Source organism: Aurantimonas endophytica, from assembly GCF_014196845.1.
In the GTDB taxonomy this organism is placed as follows: Bacteria; Pseudomonadota; Alphaproteobacteria; order Rhizobiales; family Rhizobiaceae; genus Aurantimonas; species Aurantimonas endophytica.
The window spans coordinates 579846-603531 of record NZ_JACIEM010000005.1; the positions used below are offsets into that span (position 1 = coordinate 579846).

25 protein-coding genes are annotated in these 23686 nt (G+C 66.0%); 20 read left to right on the forward strand and 5 right to left on the reverse strand.

All coding sequences use genetic code 11. The features are described 5' to 3' along the window. Nucleotides 1-15: 15 nt before the first annotated feature. The 5 genes from GGR03_RS20275 to flgF form a co-directional block, all read right to left on the reverse strand. Nucleotides 16-3216 carry an efflux RND transporter permease subunit gene (locus tag GGR03_RS20275; RefSeq protein ID WP_183210574.1) on the reverse strand — a complete coding sequence of 1067 codons (3201 nt, stop codon included), beginning with the start codon at nucleotides 3214-3216 and terminating at the stop codon, nucleotides 16-18. After that, complete coding sequence (locus GGR03_RS20280; RefSeq protein ID WP_183210575.1) at nucleotides 3213-4727, reverse strand: efflux RND transporter periplasmic adaptor subunit; 1515 nt, start codon at nucleotides 4725-4727, stop codon at nucleotides 3213-3215. The genes GGR03_RS20275 and GGR03_RS20280 overlap by 4 nt, the downstream gene beginning before the upstream one ends. Then, nucleotides 4724-5236 carry a GbsR/MarR family transcriptional regulator gene (locus GGR03_RS20285; protein WP_183210576.1) on the reverse strand — a complete coding sequence of 171 codons (513 nt, stop codon included), beginning with the start codon at nucleotides 5234-5236 and terminating at the stop codon, nucleotides 4724-4726. Before GGR03_RS20285 ends, GGR03_RS20280 begins: the two co-directional genes overlap by 4 nt. A gap of 65 nt (nucleotides 5237-5301) precedes the next feature. Beyond that, nucleotides 5302-6633 carry a flagellar protein export ATPase FliI gene (fliI, locus tag GGR03_RS20290; protein WP_183210577.1) on the reverse strand — a complete coding sequence of 444 codons (1332 nt, stop codon included), beginning with the start codon at nucleotides 6631-6633 and terminating at the stop codon, nucleotides 5302-5304. Then, nucleotides 6630-7355, reverse strand: a complete 726-nt coding sequence (flgF, locus tag GGR03_RS20295) for a flagellar basal-body rod protein FlgF (RefSeq protein ID WP_183210578.1) — start codon at nucleotides 7353-7355, stop codon at nucleotides 6630-6632. The genes fliI and flgF overlap by 4 nt, the downstream gene beginning before the upstream one ends. Before the next feature lie 207 nt (nucleotides 7356-7562). Here flgF and motA point away from each other — a divergent pair, with 207 nt between their 5' ends. From motA to GGR03_RS20395, 20 genes are all read left to right on the forward strand, one after another. Next, entirely contained in the window at nucleotides 7563-8420 is an 858-nt protein-coding gene (motA, locus tag GGR03_RS20300; protein ID WP_183210579.1) for a flagellar motor stator protein MotA, read from the forward strand. 4 nt (nucleotides 8421-8424) lie between these two features. After that, a complete protein-coding gene (locus GGR03_RS20305; RefSeq protein WP_183210580.1) occupies nucleotides 8425-9363 on the forward strand; it encodes a FliM/FliN family flagellar motor switch protein in 939 nt (312 codons plus the stop codon). Continuing rightward, entirely contained in the window at nucleotides 9344-9664 is a 321-nt protein-coding gene (locus GGR03_RS20310; RefSeq protein WP_183210581.1) for a hypothetical protein, read from the forward strand. The genes GGR03_RS20305 and GGR03_RS20310 overlap by 20 nt, the downstream gene beginning before the upstream one ends. Before the next feature lie 120 nt (nucleotides 9665-9784). Next, complete coding sequence (gene fliN / locus GGR03_RS20315) at nucleotides 9785-10132, forward strand: flagellar motor switch protein FliN (RefSeq protein WP_183210582.1); 348 nt, start codon at nucleotides 9785-9787, stop codon at nucleotides 10130-10132. 6 nt (nucleotides 10133-10138) lie between these two features. Then, complete coding sequence (locus GGR03_RS20320; protein WP_183210583.1) at nucleotides 10139-11182, forward strand: FliG C-terminal domain-containing protein; 1044 nt, start codon at nucleotides 10139-10141, stop codon at nucleotides 11180-11182. A gap of 101 nt (nucleotides 11183-11283) precedes the next feature. Beyond that, the gene (locus tag GGR03_RS20325; protein WP_183210584.1) at nucleotides 11284-12372 is read left to right on the forward strand and encodes an EscU/YscU/HrcU family type III secretion system export apparatus switch protein; all 1089 of its coding nucleotides are present in this window, start codon (nucleotides 11284-11286) and stop codon (nucleotides 12370-12372) included. 2 nt (nucleotides 12373-12374) lie between these two features. Then, on the forward strand, nucleotides 12375-12797 hold the full coding sequence (locus GGR03_RS20330; RefSeq protein WP_183210585.1) for a hypothetical protein: 423 nt from the start codon (nucleotides 12375-12377) through the stop codon (nucleotides 12795-12797). 90 nt (nucleotides 12798-12887) lie between these two features. Next, nucleotides 12888-13379, forward strand: a complete 492-nt coding sequence (locus GGR03_RS20335; protein ID WP_343058913.1) for a flagellar basal body protein — start codon at nucleotides 12888-12890, stop codon at nucleotides 13377-13379. Nucleotides 13380-13384: 5 nt separating this feature from the next. Then, nucleotides 13385-13801 carry a flagellar basal body rod protein FlgC gene (flgC, locus tag GGR03_RS20340; RefSeq protein ID WP_183210586.1) on the forward strand — a complete coding sequence of 139 codons (417 nt, stop codon included), beginning with the start codon at nucleotides 13385-13387 and terminating at the stop codon, nucleotides 13799-13801. Between the two features lie 2 nt (nucleotides 13802-13803). Continuing rightward, nucleotides 13804-14118 carry a flagellar hook-basal body complex protein FliE gene (gene fliE / locus GGR03_RS20345; RefSeq protein WP_183210587.1) on the forward strand — a complete coding sequence of 105 codons (315 nt, stop codon included), beginning with the start codon at nucleotides 13804-13806 and terminating at the stop codon, nucleotides 14116-14118. A gap of 67 nt (nucleotides 14119-14185) precedes the next feature. Further along, nucleotides 14186-14974 carry a flagellar basal-body rod protein FlgG gene (flgG, locus tag GGR03_RS20350; protein WP_183210588.1) on the forward strand — a complete coding sequence of 263 codons (789 nt, stop codon included), beginning with the start codon at nucleotides 14186-14188 and terminating at the stop codon, nucleotides 14972-14974. Between the two features lie 3 nt (nucleotides 14975-14977). Then, nucleotides 14978-15472, forward strand: a complete 495-nt coding sequence (gene flgA, locus GGR03_RS20355) for a flagellar basal body P-ring formation chaperone FlgA (protein WP_183210589.1) — start codon at nucleotides 14978-14980, stop codon at nucleotides 15470-15472. After that, complete coding sequence (gene flgI / locus GGR03_RS20360) at nucleotides 15469-16647, forward strand: flagellar basal body P-ring protein FlgI (protein ID WP_246368268.1); 1179 nt, start codon at nucleotides 15469-15471, stop codon at nucleotides 16645-16647. The genes flgA and flgI overlap by 4 nt, the downstream gene beginning before the upstream one ends. Further along, the gene (locus GGR03_RS20365; RefSeq protein ID WP_183210590.1) at nucleotides 16647-17252 is read left to right on the forward strand and encodes a MotE family protein; all 606 of its coding nucleotides are present in this window, start codon (nucleotides 16647-16649) and stop codon (nucleotides 17250-17252) included. Before flgI ends, GGR03_RS20365 begins: the two co-directional genes overlap by 1 nt. Beyond that, on the forward strand, nucleotides 17249-17953 hold the full coding sequence (flgH, locus tag GGR03_RS20370; RefSeq protein WP_183210591.1) for a flagellar basal body L-ring protein FlgH: 705 nt from the start codon (nucleotides 17249-17251) through the stop codon (nucleotides 17951-17953). Before GGR03_RS20365 ends, flgH begins: the two co-directional genes overlap by 4 nt. A 134-nt stretch (nucleotides 17954-18087) precedes the next feature. Next, nucleotides 18088-18609, forward strand: coding sequence for a flagellar basal body-associated FliL family protein (locus GGR03_RS20375; RefSeq protein WP_183210592.1), 522 nt, complete (start codon nucleotides 18088-18090; stop codon nucleotides 18607-18609). Further along, a complete protein-coding gene (gene fliP, locus GGR03_RS20380) occupies nucleotides 18606-19373 on the forward strand; it encodes a flagellar type III secretion system pore protein FliP (RefSeq protein WP_183210593.1) in 768 nt (255 codons plus the stop codon). Before GGR03_RS20375 ends, fliP begins: the two co-directional genes overlap by 4 nt. A gap of 115 nt (nucleotides 19374-19488) precedes the next feature. After that, nucleotides 19489-20850 carry a flagellin N-terminal helical domain-containing protein gene (locus GGR03_RS24680; protein WP_281379066.1) on the forward strand — a complete coding sequence of 454 codons (1362 nt, stop codon included), beginning with the start codon at nucleotides 19489-19491 and terminating at the stop codon, nucleotides 20848-20850. Between the two features lie 315 nt (nucleotides 20851-21165). After that, nucleotides 21166-22464, forward strand: coding sequence for a flagellin N-terminal helical domain-containing protein (locus GGR03_RS24685; RefSeq protein WP_183210594.1), 1299 nt, complete (start codon nucleotides 21166-21168; stop codon nucleotides 22462-22464). 311 nt (nucleotides 22465-22775) lie between these two features. Beyond that, nucleotides 22776-23686 (forward strand): CHASE3 domain-containing protein (locus tag GGR03_RS20395; protein WP_183210595.1); only part of this gene is annotated, 911 nt, incomplete at its 3' end.

A 23686-nucleotide genomic window follows, 5' to 3' on the forward strand; every position in this document is an offset into this window, starting at 1 on the left:
TCTTCGCCGCGAGCCTCACTCCGCCGGTGCGGCAGTCGGCTGCCCGTCACCCTCGGCCAGAGGATCGTCCCGCAGCGGACTCGGCGCGTTCCGGCCGCGGCGGCGCTTCACCCAGGCCGAGAACGTCTCGCCGAGGATCAAAAGGGCAGGGGTCAGCACCAGCGTCAGCACCGTCGCGAAGGTCAGGCCGCCGGCGATCGCGGTCGACAGCTCGATCCACCACTGCGTCGACGGCGAGCCGAAGGCGATGTCGCGGCGGATGAAGTCGACATTGGCGCCGATCACCATCGGCACCAGGCCGAGCACGGTGGTGATCGAGGTGAGGAACACCGGCCGCAGGCGTTGCGCGCCGGTGCGCATCACCGCCTCCAGCGGCGACTGGCCGGCACGGCGCAGGTCGTTGTAGGTGTCGATCAGCACGATGTTGTTGTTCACCACGATGCCGGCGAGCGCGATCACGCCGATACCCCCCATGACGACGCCGAAGGGCCGGCCCGTCAGAAGCAGTCCGTAGAACACGCCGGCCGTGGAAAAGACGATGGCCGTCATCACCAGGAAGGCCTGGTAGATCGAGTTGAACTGCGTGACGAGGACGATGAACATCAGGAAGATCGCCGCCCCCGCCGCGCCGGCCAGGAAGGTCGCGGCCTCTGCCTGATCCTCGGCCTCGCCGCCGAACGTGTAGTCGATCCCCGGCGGAAGCTCGGCCGCGGCGAGCGCGGCGTTCAGCGCCACCGTCTGGTCGTTGGCGAGGACGCCGGGCGCCACGTCCGCCTCGACCGACATGACGCGGCGCTGGTCGATCCGGATGATCGTGCCGACCTTGGGGGCGGGCTCGAAGGAGACGAAATTGCGGATCGGCACGAGCCCCTGCGCGGTGCGAATGCGCAGATCCTCCAGCCGCTCCAGCGTCCGGTCGCCGGCCGGGAAGCGGACGCGGATCGGCACCTCGCCGTCGCCGCCGGCATCGTCCGGCCGATAGTTCGAGACCTCGATGCCGACGGTGAGCAGCCGCACCGCCTGGCCGAGCAGCGAGACGTCGGCGCCGTAGCGGGCCGCCTCCTCGCGGTCGACCTGCACCTGCCATTCGACGCCGGGCAATGGCCTTGAATCAGTGACGTTCTCGAAGCCGCCGATATCGTCCATCAGGCCGCGCACGGTCGCCACGCCCGCGGCGAGCGCGTCCATGTCGCTGCCCAGCAGCTTGACGTTGATCGGCTTGCCGCTGGAGGGACCGCTTTCCTCCTGCTGCACGGTGACGTTGACGCCGGGAATGTCGGCGACGCGGGTGCGGATGTCCTCGAAGATCTCGGTCGCCTTGCGGCGCTGGTCCCATTCGTCGAGTTCGAGCTGGATCGTGCCGATGATGTCGGCGCCGAGCTGACGGGCGCCGCCTTCGCCGATCGTGCGGGCATAGACGCTGCGCACTTCCTCCATGCCGAGCAGGCGGTCCTCGACGCGGCGAACCAGTGCGTCGCGCTCGTAGATCGAGAAATTGTCGCGGGCGCGGATCTGCACCTGCGCGAATTCGGGCTCGATGGACGGGAAGAACTCGACGCCGCGGCCGTATTGCGCAAAGCCGTAGAAGGCGCCGACGAGCAGCGTCGAGGCGATGATCAGGGTCGCCAGCGGCGCCTTCACCGCGCCGCGCAGCACCTTGAGATAGGCGCCCGTGGCCCCGCCGACGCGCGAGAGGTCGCCGGTCTCGGCGTCCTCCAGCGCCTGGCGCTGGCGCGTCGACATGGGCTGCGCCTTGCCGATCAGGCCGCCCAGGACGGGGATGAAGATCAGCGCCATGAACAGCGAGGCCGAGAGCGTGATGATCACGGTGATCGGCAGGAACTTCATGAATTCGCCGACCATGCCGGTCCAGAACAGCAGCGGCAGGAACACCGCCAGCGTGGTGATGGTGGAGGCGATAATCGGCCACGCCATGCGCTGCGCTGCCAATTTGTAGGCTTCCCGCGGTGTTGCCCCCTCCATCAGCCGGCGGTCGGCGAGTTCGGTGGTGACGATCGCCCCGTCGACCAGCATGCCGACCACGAGAATCAGCGAGAACAGCACGATGATGTTCATCGTGAAGCCAAAGAACCAGAGGATCGCGATGCCGGCGAGGAACGAGCCGGGGATCGACAGGCCGACCAGGATCGAGGTGCGCAGGCCCAGCGCCGCGACGATGACGATCATGACGAGGACGATCGCCGAGATGACGTTGTTCTCGAGGTCCCCGAGCATCGTCTCCACCTGCTCGGATTCGTCCTGGAGATATTTGACGCGGACGGTTTCCGGCCACTCGGCCTGGTGACGGGCGACGACTTCGCGCACTGCGGCGACGGTCTCGATGATGTTGGCGCCGGAGCGCTTCTTGACCTCGAGCGCCAGCGAGGGTTCCCCGTCGATGCGGGCGAAGCCGCTCGGGTCCTCGAACGTCCGCCGCGCCACGGCGACGTCCGCGAAGGTGATGACGGTGCTGCCGTCGACTTTCACCGGCATGTCGAGGACGTCCTGCATGTCCTCGATCAGGCCCGGGACCTTCACGACGATCCGGCCGGCGCCGGTGTCCATCGCACCCGCCGCGATCAGCCGGTTGTTGCGGCTGATCTGGCTGACCAGCTCGTCGAAGGAGAGGTCGTAGGTCTCGAACACCGTCGGCTCGATCAGCACCTCGAGCAGCTCGTCGCGATCGCCGCCGATATCGACTTCGAGAACCCCGGCCGAAGCCTCCAGGTCGTCCTGCAGCTCGTTGGCGATATTAACGAGGGTGCGCTCGGGGATCGGGCCCGAGAGCACGACGGTGAGGATCGGAAACAGCGAGGTGTTGACCTCGTTGACCACCGGCTCGTCGACTTCGTCGGGCATGTTGGGCCGCGCCCGGTCGACCGCGTCCTTGACGTCGGTCAGCGCGCGGTTGGCGTCGAAGCCGGCCTCGAACTCGAGTTGCACCGAGGCGAAGCCCTCGGCCGCATGCGACTCCATCTCGTCGAGCCCCGAGAGCGAAGAGAGCTCGGTTTCCAGCGGCCGGACCAGCAGCCGTTCGGAATCCTCGGGCGAAATGCCGTCCAGCACCGCCGTGACGTACATCACCGGGATCGGGATATCCGGCGAGGACTCCTTCGGGATCGACTGGTAGCCGATGATGCCGGTGATGAAGATCAGCACCAGGAACAGAAGCACCGTTCGCGAGCGGTCGAAGGCCGCCTCGATGATACCGTTCATTCCGAACCTGCCGGCGCGCTGTCGGTGAACAGTGCCATCGCCAGCGCGGCGCTGACCTCGCCCGTGACCTCGAGGCCGTTGCTGCGCTGGAACTGGCGGATCGCTTCCTTCGTCGACTCGCCGATGACCCCGTCGACCAGCCCGACCTCGTAGCCGAGCGCGATCAGCCGTTGCTGCAGAAGCCGCACCGGCAGGCCTTCGCCGCTGATGCCGATCGTATCGAGCAGCGACGCGATCTCCGTCGGCTGGTCGTCGGCGGTCTGCTCCGCCCCCGGCAGGGTTGAGCGTTCGACGGAACCGGTGGTGGTTGCGCCAGGCTCGCCATCCTGGACCAGCGGCGAGGTGTCCGGCGCCGCCAGGGAGGGATCTGGCGCCGGCACTTCCTCGGTCGGATCGGCCTCGATCACGCGCACCGTCTCGCCGGAGGAGACGAAGCCCTGGCCGACCGAGATCACCCGCATCGTCTCCGGCGGTCCGGAAACCCAGATTCCGTCGGTCTCCGCCCGCACCAGCTTGATGGGATGAAAGACCACCGTTTCGTCCTCGCCCACGGCCTTGACGCCGAGCGTGCCGTCGGGTCCGAGGGCGAGGAGGGCGGCGGACAGGAAATGCGCCGGGATCTCGCCGACGGGAATCCGTACCTGCGCGGAGATGCCGGCCGGTATGTCGCGCTCCGGGTTGGAGATGGTGATCTCGACGGGAAAGGTGCGGGTCGCGGCATCGGCGTTGGCGGCGACGTAGCGGACCGTGCCCTCGCGGGTTTCGCCGGTGATGAAGGTGACGGCGGCCTGCTGGCCGGCGCGGACCCGTCCGACGCTCTGCTGGGGGATCTGGATGTCGACCGAGAGCGGGTCGTTGTCGATCACCGTTCCGACTTCGGCGGAAGCGGCGACGAATTCGCCGAGGTCGAGATCGAAATTGTCGAGAACGCCGGTAATCGGTGCGCGGATCTCGGTATCGCCCGTCGTCTGCGCGATCGCTGCCAGCGCGGCTCGCGCCGTCGCGAGCTCGGCCTGTGCCGCTTCCACCTGAGCCGCCGTGGCGTAGCCCCTTTCCGCCAGGCCCGATACGCGGTCATATTCGCCCTGGCGGCGGGCAAGCTCGGCCTCGGCCTGGGAACGCTGGGCGACGCGGTCGTCGAGCGCGATGCGGGCGATCAGCGCGCCTTCCTCCACGAAGTCACCCTTGGCGACGGCGACATCCTCGACCGTGCCGCCGACCTTGGCGCGGACAGGCGTCATGCGGTCGGGCGATACCTGTCCCTCGGAGGCGACGAATTCGGTGACCGTGCGGGCGCGCGAGACGAAGGCCTCGACGGTAAACGGCTGGCGTTCGGTGTTGCGCGGCGCCTCGGTATCGGTCGATGCAGCGGGATAATAATAGCCAGACCCCATCCAGCCCACGAGCGCCAGCACGAACAGGGCCGCGATCCAGCCGGACCAGGATCTCGGTTCGCGCGGCTTTGGCGTCGTCGCGGTCTCGGATTCGGCGGTTTTCCGGTTCTCGCTCATGACCTGTCCCCTCCGCCGGCGGCAAGGTCGCTCAACTGACCCGAAAGCTCGGTCAGCGAGGCCAGCGTGGTCTCGAAGAAGATTTGTGCCTGTTCGAGCCGGGCGCGCTCGACGCCGGCTTCCGGTGGCAGCGTGTCATGGACGATCGCGAGGGTCGCCAGCGTCTCACCCATCCGCGCCGCGACCCCTCGCAGCATGTTGACGTAGGGCTGGTCGGCCAGGCGATAGAAATCCTGCCGCTGCCCGGGAACCCGGACGCGGGCGAGAAGGCCCATGCCTTCGAGCAGTCGGGCGTTCGTCGATATCGACGCGCGGCTGACGCCCAGCCGCTCGGCCAGGGCGCCGAAGCTGATCAGCTCCGGCTCGATGATCATTAGCCCGAAGATCCGGCCGGCGATCCGCGGCATGCCCTCGGCCTCGAGATGGTCGCCCATCCGCTCGATGAGATGCGATGCCGCGGCCAGGCGTCGCTCGTCGGGCACGGTCGTTTGGTCGAGGGCGATGTTCATGCAGCGCAGATACGCACGAGCGATCGTTCAGTCAAGACTGAACGATCGCCTCGGCATCTTTCTGGTCAGGCGGCGGGCTCGAAGCTCTTCTTGAGGCGTCGGCTGAGATCCGTGAAGGGGGCCGTGCTCGGCTCGTCGCGCGGGCCCTGGATCAGGCTCTCGTAAACCAGCGGGACGAGGTCGACCGCCTGGTCGAGCGTCTGGTCGCTGCCCCGCTGGTAGCCGCCCAGCAGGCGCAGGTCGCGGGTGTCCTCGAAGCGCGAGATCATCCCCCTCAGCCGCACGACAAGCTCGCGCTCCTGCTCGTTCCAGGAGCGTTCGGCCAGGCGCGAGATCGATTTCAGCACGTCCACCGCCGGGAAGCGGCCCTGTTCGGCGATGGCGCGATCGAGGACGATATGGCCGTCGAGCGTGCCGCGGATCGCGTCGGCGATCGGGTCGTTGTGGTCGTCGCCGTCGACGAGGACCGAGAACACGCCGGTGATCGTTCCCGATCCGTCGAGACCCGGCCCCGCCCGCTCCAGCAGCTGCGGCAGTTCGGAAAAGACGCTCGGCGGATAGCCGCGTGCCACCGGCGGCTCGCCGGCCGCCAGCGCCACGTCGCGGGCGGCGTGGGCGAGGCGGGTGATGCTGTCGACGATGAGCAGGACGTTCTCGCCGCGATCGCGGAAATACTCGGCGACGGCGGTGGCGGTGCGCGGCGCGAGGCGGCGCATCATCGGGCTCTCGTCGCCGGTGGCGACGATGGTGACCAGCTTGGAAAGCTCGCCGCCCATGGACTCTTCCAGGAACTCGCGCACTTCCCGGCCACGCTCGCCGACGAGAGCGACGACGACCGTGTCGAAGCCCTGGGCGCGGGCCAGCATGCCCATGAGCGTCGATTTGCCGACGCCTGAGCCTGCGAAGATGCCGATGCGTTGCCCCTTCACCAGGGGCGTGAAGATGTCGATCGCCCTGACGCCGGTCGGGACGGGTTTGCCGACCCTGCCGCGCCGGAGGGCCGGCGGCGGCGGCGCGTCGGCGTAGCGTTCCTCGTCGCCGCTGGCGAGCGGACCGGCGCCGTCGCAGGGCATGCCGAAAGCGTTGAGGACGCGACCCTTCCAGGCGTCGCAGGGTGCCAGGCTGAAGCGGCCGAGGCGCCGCGCCGGCGCCTTGACGCCGCGGTCGAAGCGGTTGCCGAACGGCTTGACGGTCAGCGCATCGGCTTCGATACGCACGACTTCGCCCAGTTCCTCGCCGTCGCTGCCGGGGCATGCGATGCAGTCGCCGAGGCGTACGAAGCGCGACAGGCCCGCGACCCGGAAGGCCTGCGGCGAGACGTCGACGACCTGGCCGGAAATGTCGAGGCACGGTGCGTCGAGCGGCGCGACCTCGAAGACGGTGTCACTGCGGCTCACGACATGCTCCCGAGGCTTTTCACGGCCTCATCGAGGGAGCGCTCGGAGCCCTGGACGAGGTTGGCGGCGCTGTCGAAGGCGCGCTGCAGGGCGATCAGCCGGCTGATCTCCATCACCGGATTGACGTTCGAGCCCTCGACGAAGCCCTGCACGATCCCGGCATTCTGGAAATCGATGACCGGTAACGCCGCCCGGTCGGGGATGACGCCGGAATTCTCGAACCGCGTCAGGTTGGCTCCGGCGGGCATGGCGAAGAGGCCTACCGCGCCGATCTGCTGGCCGTTCTGGGTGATCATGCCATCGCGCGCCACGCCGATCGGGCCAGCGTTCGGGTTGATCTCCAACGGGGCGCCACCGACGTCGAGGATCGCATAGCCGTTCATCGTCTCCAGCCCGCCGTCGGCATTGATCCGCATCCGGCCATCGCGCGTGTAGACCGGTCCGTTCGGCCCCTGGAAGGCGAAATATCCCTCGCCGGACGCGGCGAGGTCGAGAGGATTGCCGGTCAGGGTAAGTTCGCCGGAGCGCGTGGAGAGATAGGTCTCGCCTTCGGAGGCAAAGCTCACCGGTTCGGCCGCCGTTCGCGAGATCAGCTGCTCGAACTTCACTTCCTCGGCCCGGAACCCGGCGGTGCGGCTGTTGGCGATGTTGTTGGCGATCGTCTCGAGGCGCTTTTCCATCGAAAGCTGGGCCGAGAGGGCGACGGGAAACGATGTCTGCATGCTCGGAGCTCGGTCTGAAGAGGGCGAGGAAGGCAGCCGGCTTCCGGGGCCGACCGCCGAGGGGTCTGCCGGATGTTTCGCCGGCCATCCTTGCCCGAGCCTGTGAACGTCGGCCCGCGGCAGGACCGGGCAAACCCGCGGTTCAGCAAGGCTCGCACAAGCGCCTGTACCTAGGGGTTTGCTCAGTCATCTGTTCGCGAGGATCGCATGGGAATTGTACTTGGGCTGATCGTGACGCTCGGCTGCCTGCTGGGCGGCTACGTCGCGATGGGCGGGCATCTCGGGGTCCTCGTCCAGCCCTTCGAATACGTGATCATCATCGGATCGGCGGTCGGCACCTTCCTCGTCGCCAACCCGACCAAGGTGGTGAAGGACTGCGGCCGTGCGATCGTGGAGGCGTTCAAGAACAAGGTGCCGCAGCAGCGCGACTACCTGAACGTGCTGGCACTCCTGCATCAGCTGATGCGAGAGATGCGGTCGAAATCCCGCAGCGAGGTCGAGGCGCATATCGACGACCCGAAGGAATCGGCGATCTTCCAGGCCTTCCCGACCGTCCTCCAGGACGCCCCGATGACCAACTTCATCTGCGACTACTGCCGGCTGATCATCATCGGCAACGCCCGCCCGCACGAGATCGAAGCGCTGATGGAGGAAGAGATCGCCACGATCACCTACGACACGATGAAGCCCAAGCATGCCCTCCAGGATGTCGCCGACGGGCTTCCCGCCCTCGGCATCGTCGCTGCCGTGCTCGGCGTCATCAAGGCGATGGGTGCGCTCGACCAGTCGCCGGAAGTGCTGGGCCATCTGATCGGCGCCGCACTGGTCGGCACCTTCGCCGGCATCTTCTTCTCCTATGCCGTCGTCGGCCCGATCGCGACCAAGGTGAAATCCGTTCGCGAGAAGAAGTGCCGCGTCTTCGTCATCGTGAAGTCCACGCTCATCGCCTACATGAACGGTGCGATGCCGCAGGTGGCGCTCGAATACGGCCGCAAGACCATCTCCGCCTACGACCGGCCAACCATCGATCAGGTCGAGAACGAGACGATCGGCGCGGGAGCCTGATGCGATGAGCCAAGTCGCACCGGCCATGGAATCATCCGACATCTCGCAGCGGTTGCGCAGCGCCGCCGTGATCGACCCCGGCCGGCTGCCGCGTCTCGTCCAGATGGGGGAGAGCTGGGCAGAACTGGTCACCGGCCGATTGGCGCGGCTGGCTGCCGATCGACCCGTCGTCACCTTCGCCGTGGTCGAACTCGATACCGCACCCGAGGCGCCGGGTGACGGCAGCGGCGGTGACCTCATCGCGATGCTTTCGTCCCCGCGCTTTCAGGGATCGGGTTTCGCGGTCGTCGCCCGGTCGACGATCGAGGCGCTGATCTCGACTTTCTTCGCCGCCGAGCCATCGCCAGACAAGGTTCTGACGCGTGAGCCGACGGAACTCGATCGCGGCATCGTCATGCTCGCGCTCGATGCCCTGGTCGCTTCCGCCGGCGAGGCTTTCTTGCCGGTCGCGGCGCTCGAGCTGGCACGCGGCGAACTCGTCGACCAGTCGGCCCTGGCCGACAGGCTGGGGGATGGCCCCGGACGCTTCGTGCAGTTCCGCTTCGAGATCGCGGTGCGCGGCCTCACGGCGCCGCTGGTGGTTGGATTTCCGGAAGAGTTCTTCGTCCCCCACCGCCGTTTCCTGGCCGAGGCGCCCGACGCGGCGCCGGTGGACCGGGACGAAGCCTGGTCGCAGGCGATCAAGGTGAGTTTTGCGCAGAGCGACCTGCGCCTGCAGGCGCTGCTCGCCAAGAAGAAGGTGCCGCTCTCGACCATTGCCGCCTTCCGTGTCGGGGCGACCATCCCCCTCGACGTCGACATCGCGAGCCTTATCGCCGTCGAGTGCGAGGACCGCCAGCTGTTCCGCGCCACGGTCGGCCGGTCGCGGGACAGTTTCGTGATCAGCGTCGAAGAACGCGTCGACCCAGCTCAGGAATTCATCGATGACATCCTATCTGATTGACCTCGTGCTGCTTGCAGCCCTCGTCGTCACCGCCTTGCGCAGCGGCCGCATGTATCGGGAGCTTCGGCTGCTGCGCGCGGCCGGAAGCGACCTTGGCGCTGCCCTGCAGGAAGCGGATCGCTCCATCAATCGCGCCGCGCAGGCCGTCGTCGTTCTCAAGCACGAAGGCATCCAGACGCTCCGCGCGCTGGAGGCGAGGATAGAGGAGGCGCGCGAGGAGGGCGACCGGCTGGAGCGCCGCATGGAGCGAGCCGAGTGGGTCGCGACGCGCCACGGACTTTCCGACCGAACCGCAGCCTGACGGCCCCGCGGAAGCCGGCCGCACAGGCTTCGCGCCAGTCCCGGCCGCTAAGCCGAAGCTGCGGCCGGGCGGCACTGGAACCTGCGGCTTGCCCACCCGCCAACTTCCAAGGATGATTTGATGAGCAAGATCGAGGCCGACGTCGAAGACACGGCGTCCGACGCGGAAGAGCAGGCAACTCCGGGGCCGCTCGACATCGACATCGTGATGGATGTCCCGGTGACCATGCAGGTCGTGCTCGGCTCGGCGACGATGACGGTCGCGAATATCCTCAAGCTCGGCCGAGGCGCCGTCGTCAAGCTCGATACCAAGGTCGGCGATCCTGTCGACGTGGTGGTCAACGGGCGCCTCGTGGCACGGGGCGAAATCGTCATCCTCGACAACGAGGACCAGCGGTTCGGACTGACGCTGACCGAAGTCGCGACGCCCGGCGCACAATTGAAGCCGAAGAAGCAGCGGGTCGCCTAGTTTCCCATGTCGATGATCGCCGCCTACCAGGACGAAGATGTGGCGCTGCCGCGCAGCAGTCGCGCCAGAGCCGCCATCCTGCTTCTCGCCATGGGTTCGTCGGGCGCCTCGCGCGTGCTGAAGCATCTCGCCCCCGGCGACATCAAGCTGCTGCGCGATGCGGCAGGCGGGCTGGAGCCGATCTCGCCCGAGCAGATGGACCTGATCGTCGAGATATTCCAGGAGGCCTTCCGGAAAGGCCCCGGCGTCGCCGGTCCCGAGCGGCAGATGGACGAACTGCTCCAGAAGGCGCTCTCGGAGGACGAATTCGAGGCGCTCTTTCCGGAAGCTGCGGCGGAACTTGCCTTCGAGATGTCCGACGAGGAGCCGCGCAGCGTCTGGGACGCGGTCGCGGACTTGCAGGGCGAGGTGCTGGCTCCGCAGCTGGCGAAGGAACACCCGCACGTCGTGGCGATACTGCTCTCGAAGATCCGTGCCACGACGGCATCCGCCATCGTGCGCGAGTTCGATCCGGGCTTCCGCAACAGCGTCATGCGGCGGATGCTGACATTGAAGCCGCTGTCGCAACCGGTGCTGACGCTGTTCGAGACGCATGTGCGCCTGGCCTATCTCGGCAACCAGGAGAGCCCCGAGAGCACGGGCAGCCACGCGATCCTTGCCGACATCGTCAACCGGCTGGAGAAGCGCCAGGCGGACGAGCTTCTGGAGGCGGTGCGCACGGTGCGCCCGCGCGACGCGGAGAACCTGCAGAAGCTGCTGTTCAACTTCAACGATCTGCCGGCGCTGCCGCAGAAGTCGCGCCTGACGCTCTTCGACGCCATCCCGACGGAGATGTCGATCCTCGCCCTGCGGGGGGCGACGCCCGAAATGAAGGAATGCGTGCTGTCCTCGCTCGGCGCTCGCGCACGCCGCATGGCCGAGGCCGAGCTGTCCCAGCAGATCGATGTACAGGAGAGCGAGATCGAGGGCGCGCGCCGCCGCATCGCCGACGAGGCGCTGCGTCTCTCCGGCGAGGGGCGGATACAGCTTCGCGCGACCGAGGCGGCGTAGACCTGACTACAGCCCGACGTTTCGGCGATCACCGTGCCCTCGCACGGCGCAAAAACCTGGTGCCTTCACCGAACGTCAACAGGTTCGAGGACTAATCGGCGGTGAGTGACAGTCAGGACAAGTCGTCTCTTACCGAGGAGCCGACCGAAAAGAAGCTTCGCGATACGATCGAGAAGGGCAACCTTCCCTTCTCCCGCGAGGCGCCGATCCTGGCTTCGCTACTGGCGACGATGGCCTTCATCGCCTTCCACGCCAGGGATGCGGCGCAACGCCTGCTGCTGACCCTGGAGACGACATTCGAAAATCCGCTGCAGTGGGAGCTGGAAACCGGTGTGGATGCCCTACACGTCCTCCAGATGGCGGGCATCGAGAGCGCCCGGTTCGTGCTCCCGGCTGCGGTCTTCTTCGTCATCGGCGGCGTCGCATCGTCCCTCCTGCAGAACCCGCCGCAGATCAATCTCGAGCGGATCCGCCCGAAAGCCTCCCATATTTCGCTGTCCGCCGGCTTCAGCCGGATCTTCGGCCTGCGCGGGCTGACGGAGTTCGCCAAGGCCATGTTCAAGTTCATCACCATCGGCATCGTCGTCGGCATGCTGCTCATCTCGGGGTTCCCGACGATGATGCGCACGATGTATTCCGACCCGGTTCTGCTGCCGGAACTGATCCTCGAAATGACGATGAAGCTGCTGTCGGGCGTCTCGATCGCGACGATCGTGCTCGTGGCTGCCGACCTGGCGATGAGCCGCATCCACTGGCGCCGCGACCTGCGCATGTCGAAGCAGGACATCAAGGACGAGAACAAGCAGGCCGAAGGCGACCCGATGGTCAAGTCGCGTCAGCGCCAGGTGGCGCGGGACCGGGTGAAGAAGCGGATGATGGCGGCTGTGCCCCAGGCGACGCTGATCATCGCCAACCCGACCCACTATGCCATCGCGCTGCGCTACGTTCGGGAGGAGGGCGGTGCGCCGATCGTCGTGGCCAAGGGCGTCGACCTGATCGCCCTGAAAATCCGTGAGATCGGCGAGGCGAACGACGTGCCGATCATCGAAGACAAGCTCTTGGCAAGGTCAATGTACGACAGTGTCGAGATCGATCAGATGATCCCGCCGGATTTCTTCAAGGCCGTCGCCGAACTCATCTACTACCTCCACTCCCGTACGGGCTCGAAGATGGGAGTTGCGACAGCCTAGTCATGCTGGACATCAAGAAACGCAAGACGATGGTCCGCGAGCGCGCGCTCGCCGAAGGCCTCAGGGAGTTCGTCGCCGAGCTCCGCCTGGTCGAGGTCGTCGATTACATTGCCTTCCTGCGGCTCGAGCGGTACGGCAATCTGGACGACATCGTCACCTCTTCGGCCGAGCCTTATTTCAAGCCCGGCGTGCTACGCTTCGCAAATTCCGGCGAAGTCCTGCTGGGTTGGGGCGAGGTACCCGTCGTCAGCCTGGCGCTGGAGTTCCGCTTCGAGGACGTCAAGGCACATTTCCGTCTGGAACTCGGCGCCTCCACCGCAGCCGTGGACATTACCTACATCGCCTTTGACGGTCCCGAACAGGACGCCGACGCCCAGACCGAACGATTGCTGAAGGCGATGGGCGACGCGCGATTGACGCGCTAGATCATCCTGCCATCCGCCAAGCATCTCTCCTGTCAGCCATTACCTTGATCTCGCAGCGTAAAGCTGCATCCCCTGGATATGGGACCGGCGGTGAGGCCGGCGATTTTGGTTGCACTGCCGAAGGCGCGGGCCGAGCGGTCAAGCTTCGGACAAGCGCCCGTTCCTAGATATTCACCGACGCAAGCAAAACGCGCGGTATGCATGGACCAGGTCTATCTCTTCGGCATCGCTTCTCAGCGCAGTTCCTGGCTCGCAAACCGCCAGACCGTGGTCGCCGAGAACATCGCGAACGCCAGCACGCCCGGCTACACGAGCAAGGACCTCGCGTCGTTTTCGGAGGTGCTCGACACGACCGGGCTGCAGCTTTCGCAGTCGAGCGACATGCATCTTGCTTCACTCGGCAGGCGACGAGGCGAGGACACCACGGTGTCAGAGGACAGCTGGGATGTCCGCCATTCCGGCAACTCGGTGATGCTCGAGCAGGAAATGCTGAAAGCTGGCGAAATCTCGCGCGGCTATGCGCTGAACACCTCGGTGATGAAGGCGTTCCAGCGCCTCCTCGTCATGTCGGTCAAGGGATAGCCACTATGTCGGACCCGCTCCTCTCCTCGCTCCGGATCGCTGCCAGCGGCCTCCAGGCCCAGTCCACCCGCATGCGCATCGTTTCGGAGAACATCGCCAATACGCAGACCACCGGCCAGACGCCGGGCAGCGACCCCTATCAGCGCAAGACGGTCAGTTTCCAGAGCGAGCTGGATCGTCTGACCGGCGCCGAGATGGTCAGCGTCCGCAATGTCGGGCGCGACGCGGCGCCCTTCGTCGTCGAGCACGACCCCGGCAATCCCGCCGCCGACGAGAACGGCTACGTGAAGATGCCGAACGTGCGGATGCTGGTCGAAATGGCCGACATGCGCGACGCGAACCGCGCCTACGAGGCGAATGTGCAGGTCGTCAAGCAGGCCCGCGAAATCATCAACATGACCATCGATCTTCTGAGGAACTGACCATGATCTCGGCACTCGGCTCGGCCTTTCCCCGTATCCAGACCAGCCCGCTCCAGGGAGCATCCACCGCCGGCGCCGGCGCCGCGACCACGGTCGGGGGCGCCGATTTCGGGACGGTCCTGTCGCAGGTCGCGACCAACGCCATGGACGCCGTGAAGTCGGCCGAGGCGACGTCCATCCAGGGCATTCGGGGCGAGGCTTCCACCCAGGCGGTGGTCGAGTCCGTGATGGCAGCCGAGCGGACGCTGCAGACGGCGGTGGCGCTGCGGGACAAGGCCGTCAGCGCCTATCTCGAGCTGTCGCGCATGTCGATCTGAGCCTGCCTGACGCACTGAAACAGCCGGCCCGCATGGGCAACCTGCCATCAATCGAAGGAACCGACCCATGCGAGCTCTGGCCATCGCTGCCACCGGCATGAATGCGCAGCAGACCAATGTCGAGGTCATCGCCAACAACATCGCGAACATCAACACCACCGGCTACAAGCGTGCCCGGGCGGAATTCACCGACCTGCTCTACCAGATCGAGCGGGCCCAGGGCGTGCCGGCGCGCGGCGGCGAGGGCGTGGTGCCGGAAGGCGCGCAACTCGGCCTCGGCACCAGGCTGTCGGCGATCCGCAACATCCACCTGCAGGGCACGCTCAACCAGACCGGCAACCGGCTCGATCTCGCGCTCAACGGCCAGGGCTGGTTCCAGGTGCAGGGCCCCAACGCCGAGGTGATGTACACCCGCGACGGTGCCTTCAACACCAATGGCGACGGGCAGCTGGTGACGCTGGACGGCTTTGCGGTCGAGCCGGCGATCAACGTGCCGCAGAACACCACCGAGGTGATCATCAACGAGAGCGGCCAGGTCTTCGCCCGGGTCGACGGCGCGGCGGACCTGGAGGAGATCGGCCAGCTGACGCTCGCCAGTTTCGCCAACGACGCGGGCCTCGCCGCCCAGGGCGGCAACCTCTTCAAGGAGACGGTCGCCTCCGGCGCGCCCATCGTCGGGGTGCCGGGTGATCCCGGCTATGGCGTCGTGCAGCAGGGCTATCTGGAGGATTCCAACGTCGACCCGGTGAAGGAGATCTCCGAGCTGATCTCGGCGCAGCGGGCCTACGAGATGAACTCCAAGGTCATTTCGGCCGCCGACGAAATGGCGAGCATCGTGTCGAAGGGCCTGCGCTGAGCCATGGACATCACGCGCGGTCCGGGCCGAATCCTCGTCGTCCTCTACGCTTGCGCCGTTGCGCTGGCGGCAGTTTTCCTCCTGTCGGTGCCTGTCCGGGCGTTGTCGGCGGAGCTCGACATGCCGGTGCCGACGGCGGTGGTCTACCCTGGCCAGAACGTCTTCGAGCGGGGCCTCGAACGCAAGGCCTACATCGTCAAGGACGAGAAGATGGCCCTCTACGTCGCCGACGAGGCGATGCTCGAGGGCCGCGTCGCGCGACGGACCCTCCTGCCGGGCCGGCCGATCCTCCTGTCGGACCTCAAGCTCGCCGATCTCGTCAGTGCCGGCGCCGCCGTCACGCTGGTCTATGAGGCCGACGGACTGACGATCACCGGTCTCGGCACCGCCCTGCAGTCGGCGCCGGCGGGCCAGATCGTGCGGGTCCGGAATGCTGATAGCGGCGTCATCGTCTCCGGCGTCGTCGCGCCCGACGGCAGCATCAGGATACGAGGATGATCCGGTCCTTCCTGGCGTCCGCAATGCTGCTGGCGACCGCAGCCGCCGCCGTCCCGGCCGACTACACCGGCTACGGCACCCCGACCCGGGAGCACGTCGCGCCGGTGCGGGGCAATCCCGGCGACGCGGTCGGGTCCGTGCGCATCAAGGACATCGTGACGATCCGCGGCGTGCGGGCCAACCAGCTCGTCGGCTACGGCCTCGTGGTCGGCCTGCAGGGTACTGGCGACTCGATGCGCAACTCCCCCTTCACCGAGCAATCGATGCAGTCGATGCTCGACCGGATGGGTGTCAATATCCGGTCGCAGTCTGCCCGCAACAAGAACATCGCCGCCGTCACCGTGACCGCCGAACTGCCGGCCTTCATCGGCACCGGCTCGCGCATCGACGTTACGGTCTCTTCGCTCGGCGACGCCAGTTCGCTGCTCGGCGGAACGCTGGTGATGACCCCGCTCTACGGCGCCGACGGGGAGATCTACGCGGTCGGCCAGGGACCGCTCGCGGTCAGCGGCTTTTCCTCCGAAGGCGACAGCGAACGGCTCACCCAGGGCGTTCCGACGACCGGGCGGGTGCCGAACGGCGCGTTGATCGAACGCGAGGTGCCCGGCCATTTCAACGATGACGGCAAGCTGGCGATCGAACTCGTCAATCCGGATTTCAAGACCTCCATCCGCGTCGTCGACATCGTCAACGACTATGCGCGCAAGCGCTGGGGAGGGCCGGTGGCGCAGGAGGAAGACTTCCGCACCATCCACCTCAAGCGCCCGGCGCAGGTGTCGAGCACGCGCTTCATGGCCGAGATCGGCGATCTGCGGATCGCGCCGGATCAGGTGGCGCGGGTCGTGATCGACGAGCGCACCGGAACGGTGGTGATCGGCCAGGACGTGCAGATCTCGACCGTCGCGCTGACGCACGGCAATCTGACGGTCCGGATCAGCGAACTTCCCTCGGTGTCGCAACCGGCCCCCTTCAGCGACGGACAGACCGTCGTGACATCCGAAACCATCGTCGACGCGTCTCAGGACGGCGGCACCTTCGCCTATGTCGGCGGCGCCGACCTTGAGACCGTGGTGCGCGGCCTGAACCGCATCGGGCTCAAGCCGACGGGAATCATCGCGATCCTCCAGGCAATCAAGACGGCTGGCGCGCTCCAGGCCGAACTCGTGGTGCAGTGATGACCAAGACTTTCCCGAAATCATCCGGCGGATTCGGCCTTTGGGCGCTGGCCCTGGCACTGGCGTGTCCCGGCCTGGCGGTCGCTCAGGATGCGGGGCCGGCCGCTGGTGCGCCGGAGCTACCGCCGCAGCAGATCCGGATCGTCGATCCCGCCGGCGACCTCGTCGCCCCGGCCCCCGCCACCGAGGTCGAGCAGTACTGCCTGAACATCGCCGACAAGGCCCAGGACGCGCGCTACTCCCTGCAGGAGAGCCGGATGAAGGATCTGGAGGCTGCGATCAGCCAGCAGATCGACGAACTCGAGGTGAAGCGCGCCGATTACGAAACCTGGCTGGCGGAGCGCCAGCGCTTCCTGGACAGTGCCTCGCAGATCGTCGTCGACATCTACAGCCAGATGAAGGCGGACGCGGCCGCGCCGCAACTCGCCAATCTCGATCGCGATGCCGCGGCCTCCGTCCTGGTGCGCCTCAAGTCGCGTCAGGCGAGCGACATCCTCAGCGAGATGTCCCCGGCAGTGGCGGCCGAGATCGCCAAGCGTATCGTCGACAAGACGTCCGCGGGTACCGCCGCGGATGCCGAGCAGGTGGCGGAGAGCCGGTCATGAGGATCGTTGCCCTGATGGCGCTTGCCGCGCTCGCCGGCTGCTCGACCAGCCGCGAGGATTTCCTGCGCGAGCCGGCCATGTCGCCGGTGGGAACCGGCCTCTACGAATATCCCGCGCTTGCCGGCGCTCCCGCAGCATTTCCGGCCTCCGGACCGCAGACGCCGCACTCGCTCTGGAGCGACAAGCAGGCGCAGTTCTACCAGGACCCGCGGGCGCTCGACGTCGGTGACATCGTCACCGTGAAGATCCGGATCCGCGACCAGGCTTCGCTCGACAACAATTCCGAGCGTTCCCGCCGCTCCGGCATCGGCAGCGGGCTCGACCTTGCCGGTCAGCTCGGTAACTACGAACTGCCAACCGTGGGTGTCGAACTGGACGCGGACGGCAGCTCGAACATGACGGGCAAGGGCAAGATCAAGCGCTCCGAGGACATCGATCTCTCCGTCGCCGCCGTCGTCACCCAGAAACTGCCGAACGGCAACCTGGTGGTCAGCGGCCAGCAGGAAGTGCGGGTGAACTTCGAGGTGAGGGTGCTGGCGATGGCCGGGATCATCCGGCCGCGGGACATCCTGCAGAACAATACGATCGACTACGACAAGATCGCCGAAGCCCGCATCTCCTACGGCGGCCGGGGTCGCATGACCGAGGTACAGCAGCCGGCCTGGGGCCAGCAGGTCTACGACGTCGTCGCCCCCTTCTGAACTCGCCAATACCCGCCGAAAGTGCCGAAACGGCAAGTCTCGGGCCAGCCAGGGCGGCTATCGCTCGGTGATCGGCAGGACGGTGCCATGAAGGCATCGCCACCGGTCTACTGAGCGAAGAGGGTTTCGTCGAAATGGCCGATGCAGGCACATGGGGCGACGATGCGGGCGCGAAGAAGCGCTCGATGATCCAGACGGTGATCGCGGTGGCGATCCTGACGCTGGTGGCTGGCGCGGGCGGAACGCTCGTGGGGTGGCTGACCGGCGGAACCGGAGCGCCGGCGACAGCCGAGCCGGTCGCGGCAGCACCCGCTCCGGCGCTTTCGCCCCGTTCCGATATCGCCGCCGCCGAGGGCAGCAACCTGCCGCTGCGGCTGATCCCGCTGAAGCCGGTCGTCACGAATATCTACGCGCCGGCCAACGCGTGGCTTCGGATCGAGGCCTCGATCGTGGTCGAGGACGACGGCAGCATCGATGCCGAGATTCTTGCCGCGGAGATCGAGGCCGACACGCTGGCCTTCCTGCGCTCGCTGCAACTCGCCCAGGTCGAGGGTACCCGCGGCCTCCTGCACCTGCGCGACGATCTGCGCGAACGGGCAAAGCTCCGCTCGCCCGCCGTCGTCGACTATCTGATCCAGGCGATGGTCGCGGAATGACACGCCGGCTCGTCGTTCTCGTCTGCGCGCTGCTGGCGTCTTTTCCGGCCGCCGCGCAGCTTGCAGATCCATCGGGTCTCGCCGGGCTGATCCCCGATGGCGGCTCGGCCGCTTCCGGCCGGATCATCCAGCTCTTCGGCCTCGTCACGGTGCTGTCGATCGCCCCGGGCCTGCTGGTGATGGTCACGTCCTTCACCCGCATCGTCATCGCCCTGTCGATCCTGCGCACCGGGCTCGGGCTGCAGACGACGCCGGCCAATCTCATCCTCATCTCGCTGTCGCTGTTCATGACCTTCTTCGTCATGGCGCCGACCTTCGACCGCGCCTGGCAGGACGGCCTGCAGCCGCTGTTGAACGAGGAGATCGACGAGGAGGAGGCGTTCTACCGCATCTCCGATCCGTTCAAGGATTTCATGCTGAGCCAGGTCCGACCCACCGATCTCGCGCTGTTCGGCGATCTCGCCTCCGCCAACAGCCGCGACCGAGTCGAGCCGGAGCCGCAGGGCGCCGAGGACGGCGATGTCGATCTCAGGGTGCTGGTGCCGGCCTTCATGATCTCGGAACTGCGGCGCGGCTTCGAGATCGGCTTTCTCATCGTCCTGCCATTCCTCGTCATCGACATGATCGTGGCGACGCTCACCATGTCGATGGGCATGATGATGCTGCCGCCGACCATCATCTCGCTGCCGTTCAAGATACTGTTCTTCGTGCTGATCGACGGCTGGAACCTCCTCGTCGGCTCGCTGGTGCGGTCTTTCTTCTGACGCTGTACTCCCGCCATCCACCGCCGCCGTTTTTACATCTGCTTAACCTTAAGATTCTAGGTTAACGACAATGCAGACGGCATGAAGCTCCGACGCGCGACATCAGGCACGGCCCATGACGGGCAAGCTCGCCAGCAAGGGTAAGACAATGACGAGTATCAATACCAACGTCGCTGCGATGACCGCGCTGCAGACGCTGCAGACGACCAACAAGATGATGGACGAGACGCAGAACCGCATCTCGACCGGCTTCCGGGTGTCGGAGGCGAAGGACAACGCCGCCTACTGGTCGATCTCGACGGGAATGCGCTCGGACAACAACGCCATGTCGGCGGTCATGGACTCGCTCGGCATCGGCGCGGCGACCGTCGACGCGGCCTATACCGGCATCAACTCAGCAAAGGACGTGCTCGACGAGATCAAGGCGAAGCTGACCACCGCCACCGGGGAAGGTGTCGACAAGAGCAAGGTCCAGGACGAGATCAGCCAGCTGCAGTTGCAGCTCAGGACGATTGCCGCATCCTCGTCTTTCTCCGGCCAGAACTGGCTGAGCAACACCGACGCCGGAACCGAGAAGTCGATCGTCTCGTCGCTGTCGCGTGATGCCGCGGGCAAGATCAGCATCGGCACGATTAAGGTGGATATCGACACTATCCGGCTCGTCTCTGGCGGCGCAGGGCTCCTCGACAAGCCGATCGATATCGACCAGTACGCCGCCGGTACCGGCACCTCTGCTGTCGAAGGCGGTGCCGTAGACATTGCCGGCGAGACCATCTCTTTCAGCATCTCGCAAAACGGCGCTGCTGCTCGCACCGTCGCGATCAATGAGCAGACGCTGATCGACGCCGGTTTGACCGGGACCGAAATCAAGTCCGACGCGGATCTCAAGGCGGTTTATCGGCAGGCCCTTAGCGACGCAGGCATCAGCGGGATTGACGTCGCGATTGCGACGACCGCTTTAGCCGGCCCGCCGCCTGTTGCCGTCGGTGACGTGACGTTTACGTCGCTCGAACCCTTCACTGTCGGGCCGGCAAGCACCACACTGGACGCTACGGGCCTTGCGGGATCGATCGATGTTTCTGCTCTGGGTCTTGGAGTCAGCGGCACCAACCTGCCGGTTGACGCGAGTGCCTTGGGCGGATTTTCGACCAGCGTCCTTGATATCGATATCGGGGCTGTGGGTATCACCTCCGATCAAATCCAGGCTTACATCAAGGTCGTCGACGAGGCGCTGTCGCAAGTCACCACGGCCGGCTCGAGCCTCGGCGCCGTGCAGAACCGCATCGAGATGCAGACTACCTTCGTCTCCAAGCTCATGGATACGATCGACAAGGGTGTCGGCATCCTAGTCGACGCTGACATGACGGAAGAGTCGACCCGCCTCAAGGCGCTGCAGACCCAGCAGCAGCTCGGCGTCCAGGCGCTCTCGATCGCCAACTCCTCCAGCCAGGCGATCCTGCAGCTCTTCCAGAACTAAGCCGAAGCCACTTCCAGGCATCGACAAGCCGCTCCCTTCGGGGGGCGGCTTTCTTCGTTCGTCGTCCCGGACAGTCTCATGCCAATCAACATCCGGTTAACCATGATCGCCACCGGATCGTTAAACATAAGAGGCGGAACAACGGCGCGCGGGGAACCATCGCGCCGATGTTAAGAACCTGGAAGGGGAGCCCTGCGCAAGGTTCGGTCATAGCGAAGTGGCCGCGAGCAAATCCGACCACAGGCATGACGCCGACTTGCTATCCCGGTCGATCCGGACTGTCCCAAATTGTACTTGCGTCACGGGACTCAATTCATGACCAGCATCAACACCAATACCTCGGCGATGACGGCTCTCCAGAGCCTGCAGTCGATCAACTCTTCCCTCGACCAGACCCAGGCCCGCATCTCGACCGGTTACCGCGTCGGCGATGCCAAGGACAACGCCGCCTACTGGTCGATCGCGACCACGATGCGTTCGGACAACAACGCCCTGTCCGCCGTCTCCGACTCGCTCGGCATCGGCGCGGCAACGGTCGACGCCGCCTATAACGGCATCAACTCCGCCAAGGACGTGCTCGACGAGATCAAGGCCAAGCTCACCACCGCGACCGGCGAAGGCGTCGACAAGACGAAGGTCCAGTCGGAAATCACCGCACTGCAGGACCAGCTGAAGACGATCGCAGCTTCCTCTTCCTTCTCCGGCCAGAATTGGCTGAGCAACACCGAAGCGACGACGGAAAAGTCGATCGTCTCGTCGTTGTCGCGCGATGCCAACGGCAAGATCGGCATCGACTCGATCAAGGTCGATATCGACAGCCTTCGCCTCATTTCCGGCGGCGCCGGCATGCTGGATAAGTCGATCGACATTGTTCAGTTCGAGGCTGCATCGGGCACTTCGACCGTGGAAGGCGGCTTGGTCGACATCGCTGGCGAGACGATCTCGTTCAGCATCTCGCAGAACGGCGCTGCCGCTCGCACCGTCGAAATCAACGAGCAGACGCTGCTCGACGCTGGCCTGACCGGAACGGAAATCAAGTCGGATGCCGACCTGAAGGCGGTCTATCGGCAGGCCCTGAGCGATGCGGGTATCAAGGGCGTCGACGTCGAAATCGACACCACCACCGGTGACGTGAAGTTCACGTCTCTCGAGACCTTCACCGTCGGACCGGCACGCTCCACGGATGATACCACCGGCGCCGACGGAGCGATTGACGTCTCTGCTCTGGGCCTCGGTGTCAGCGGGACCGATACCCCGGTCGCCGCCGGTGCCACGGGCGTGTTCTCGACCAGCGTCCTCGACATCGACATCTCGGGTGGCGGCGTAAGCTCGGAGCAGGTCCAGGCCTATATGAAGGTCGTCGACGAGGCGCTGTCGCAGGTCACCACGGCCGGCTCGAGCCTCGGCGCCGTGCAGAACCGCATCGAGATGCAGACCACCTTCGTCTCCAAGCTCATGGATACGCTCGACAAGGGCGTCGGTACGCTGGTCGATGCCGACATGACGGAAGAGTCGACCCGCCTCAAGGCTCTGCAGACCCAGCAGCAGCTCGGCGTCCAGGCGCTCTCGATCGCCAACTCCTCCAGCCAGTCGCTGCTGTCGCTCTTCCGCTAAGACGCGGCTGAGCCTCCGGCATGAATCGGGCCCGGCTGTCACGGCCGGGCCCGATTTACATCGGGACCCGGCACTGCACGGCAGGCGACACTGACATGCGCGCTCGCGGGCGCTGTCGCCCGGCCCACAGCGGCCGGAATTAACCATAAAACAACAGATCGTCAGCATGATTCGGTAGGCAGGAATTTCTCCCTGCTGCTGGCGCCTTTTTCGACGCCATCGCCCGGCGATGAACGCTATCCCCCCCTTTTCAGCCAGCAGGAACTTGCGCGCCAGGCGCTGCTCCTGAATCGCCCCAAGAGACAAGCTCCATGCGCTTCGCCGACTTCAAGATCTCTCGGAAAATCGCCGCCGCCTTCGCGGTCCTGATTGTCGTCGCTGCGGCCATGGGCGCCGCGTTGCACATGTTCGTCTCCACGATCGAAACGCACAGCGCCTACAAGAACCAGCATGCGGAAATCGGCGATGCTGCGCTCGACACGCGGCTGTCGCTCGCCCGTCAGGAAGGTTCGCTGCGCGGCTTCATGATCACGCGGGACGAATATTTCGCAACGCGCACGAAGGAGCACTACGAGGCGTTCAAGGCAAAGGTCGAAGCAATCCGGTCTGCGGCGGGACCCAACAGCGAGATCGCTGGTCGATTGCCCGCACTGGAAGCTGCGGCTGCCGCCTGGCATTCCGAGATCGCCGATCCGGTGATCCGTTTCTCGCGCAACGAGGCGACCTATCCCCAGGCCTTGGCACTCTTCACCTCGGGCAAAGCCGATCAGTTCATCGAGCCGGTTGAGACCATTCTCGACACGATCCGTGAAGAAGAGAACGCCGCCATCGGTGAGGCGATCGAGACCGAGCGCGTGGCGAACGAGCGGACCGATCATGCGCTGATGATCGGCATGGGTCTCCTGATCGCCGCCGCCATCGGCTTCGGCTGGCTCCTGTCGCGGGCCATCGGTTCCCCGATCACCGCAATGACAGCCGCGATGCGGGAACTGGCTGCGGGCAACAAGCAGGTAGAGGTGCCGGGCGTCGGACGTCGCGACGAAGTCGGCGAGATGGCCGCCGCAGTGGAGTCCTTCAAACGTGCCGCCATCGAGCGCGACGAACTGGCCAGCGCTGCCGAGCGAACACGCATCGACCAGGAAGAGGCCAAGCGCCGGCAGGCGGCGCTGGAACACGCCAAGGCCGAGGATCTGCGGGCGTTCGTCGGTGTCATCGAGGTCGG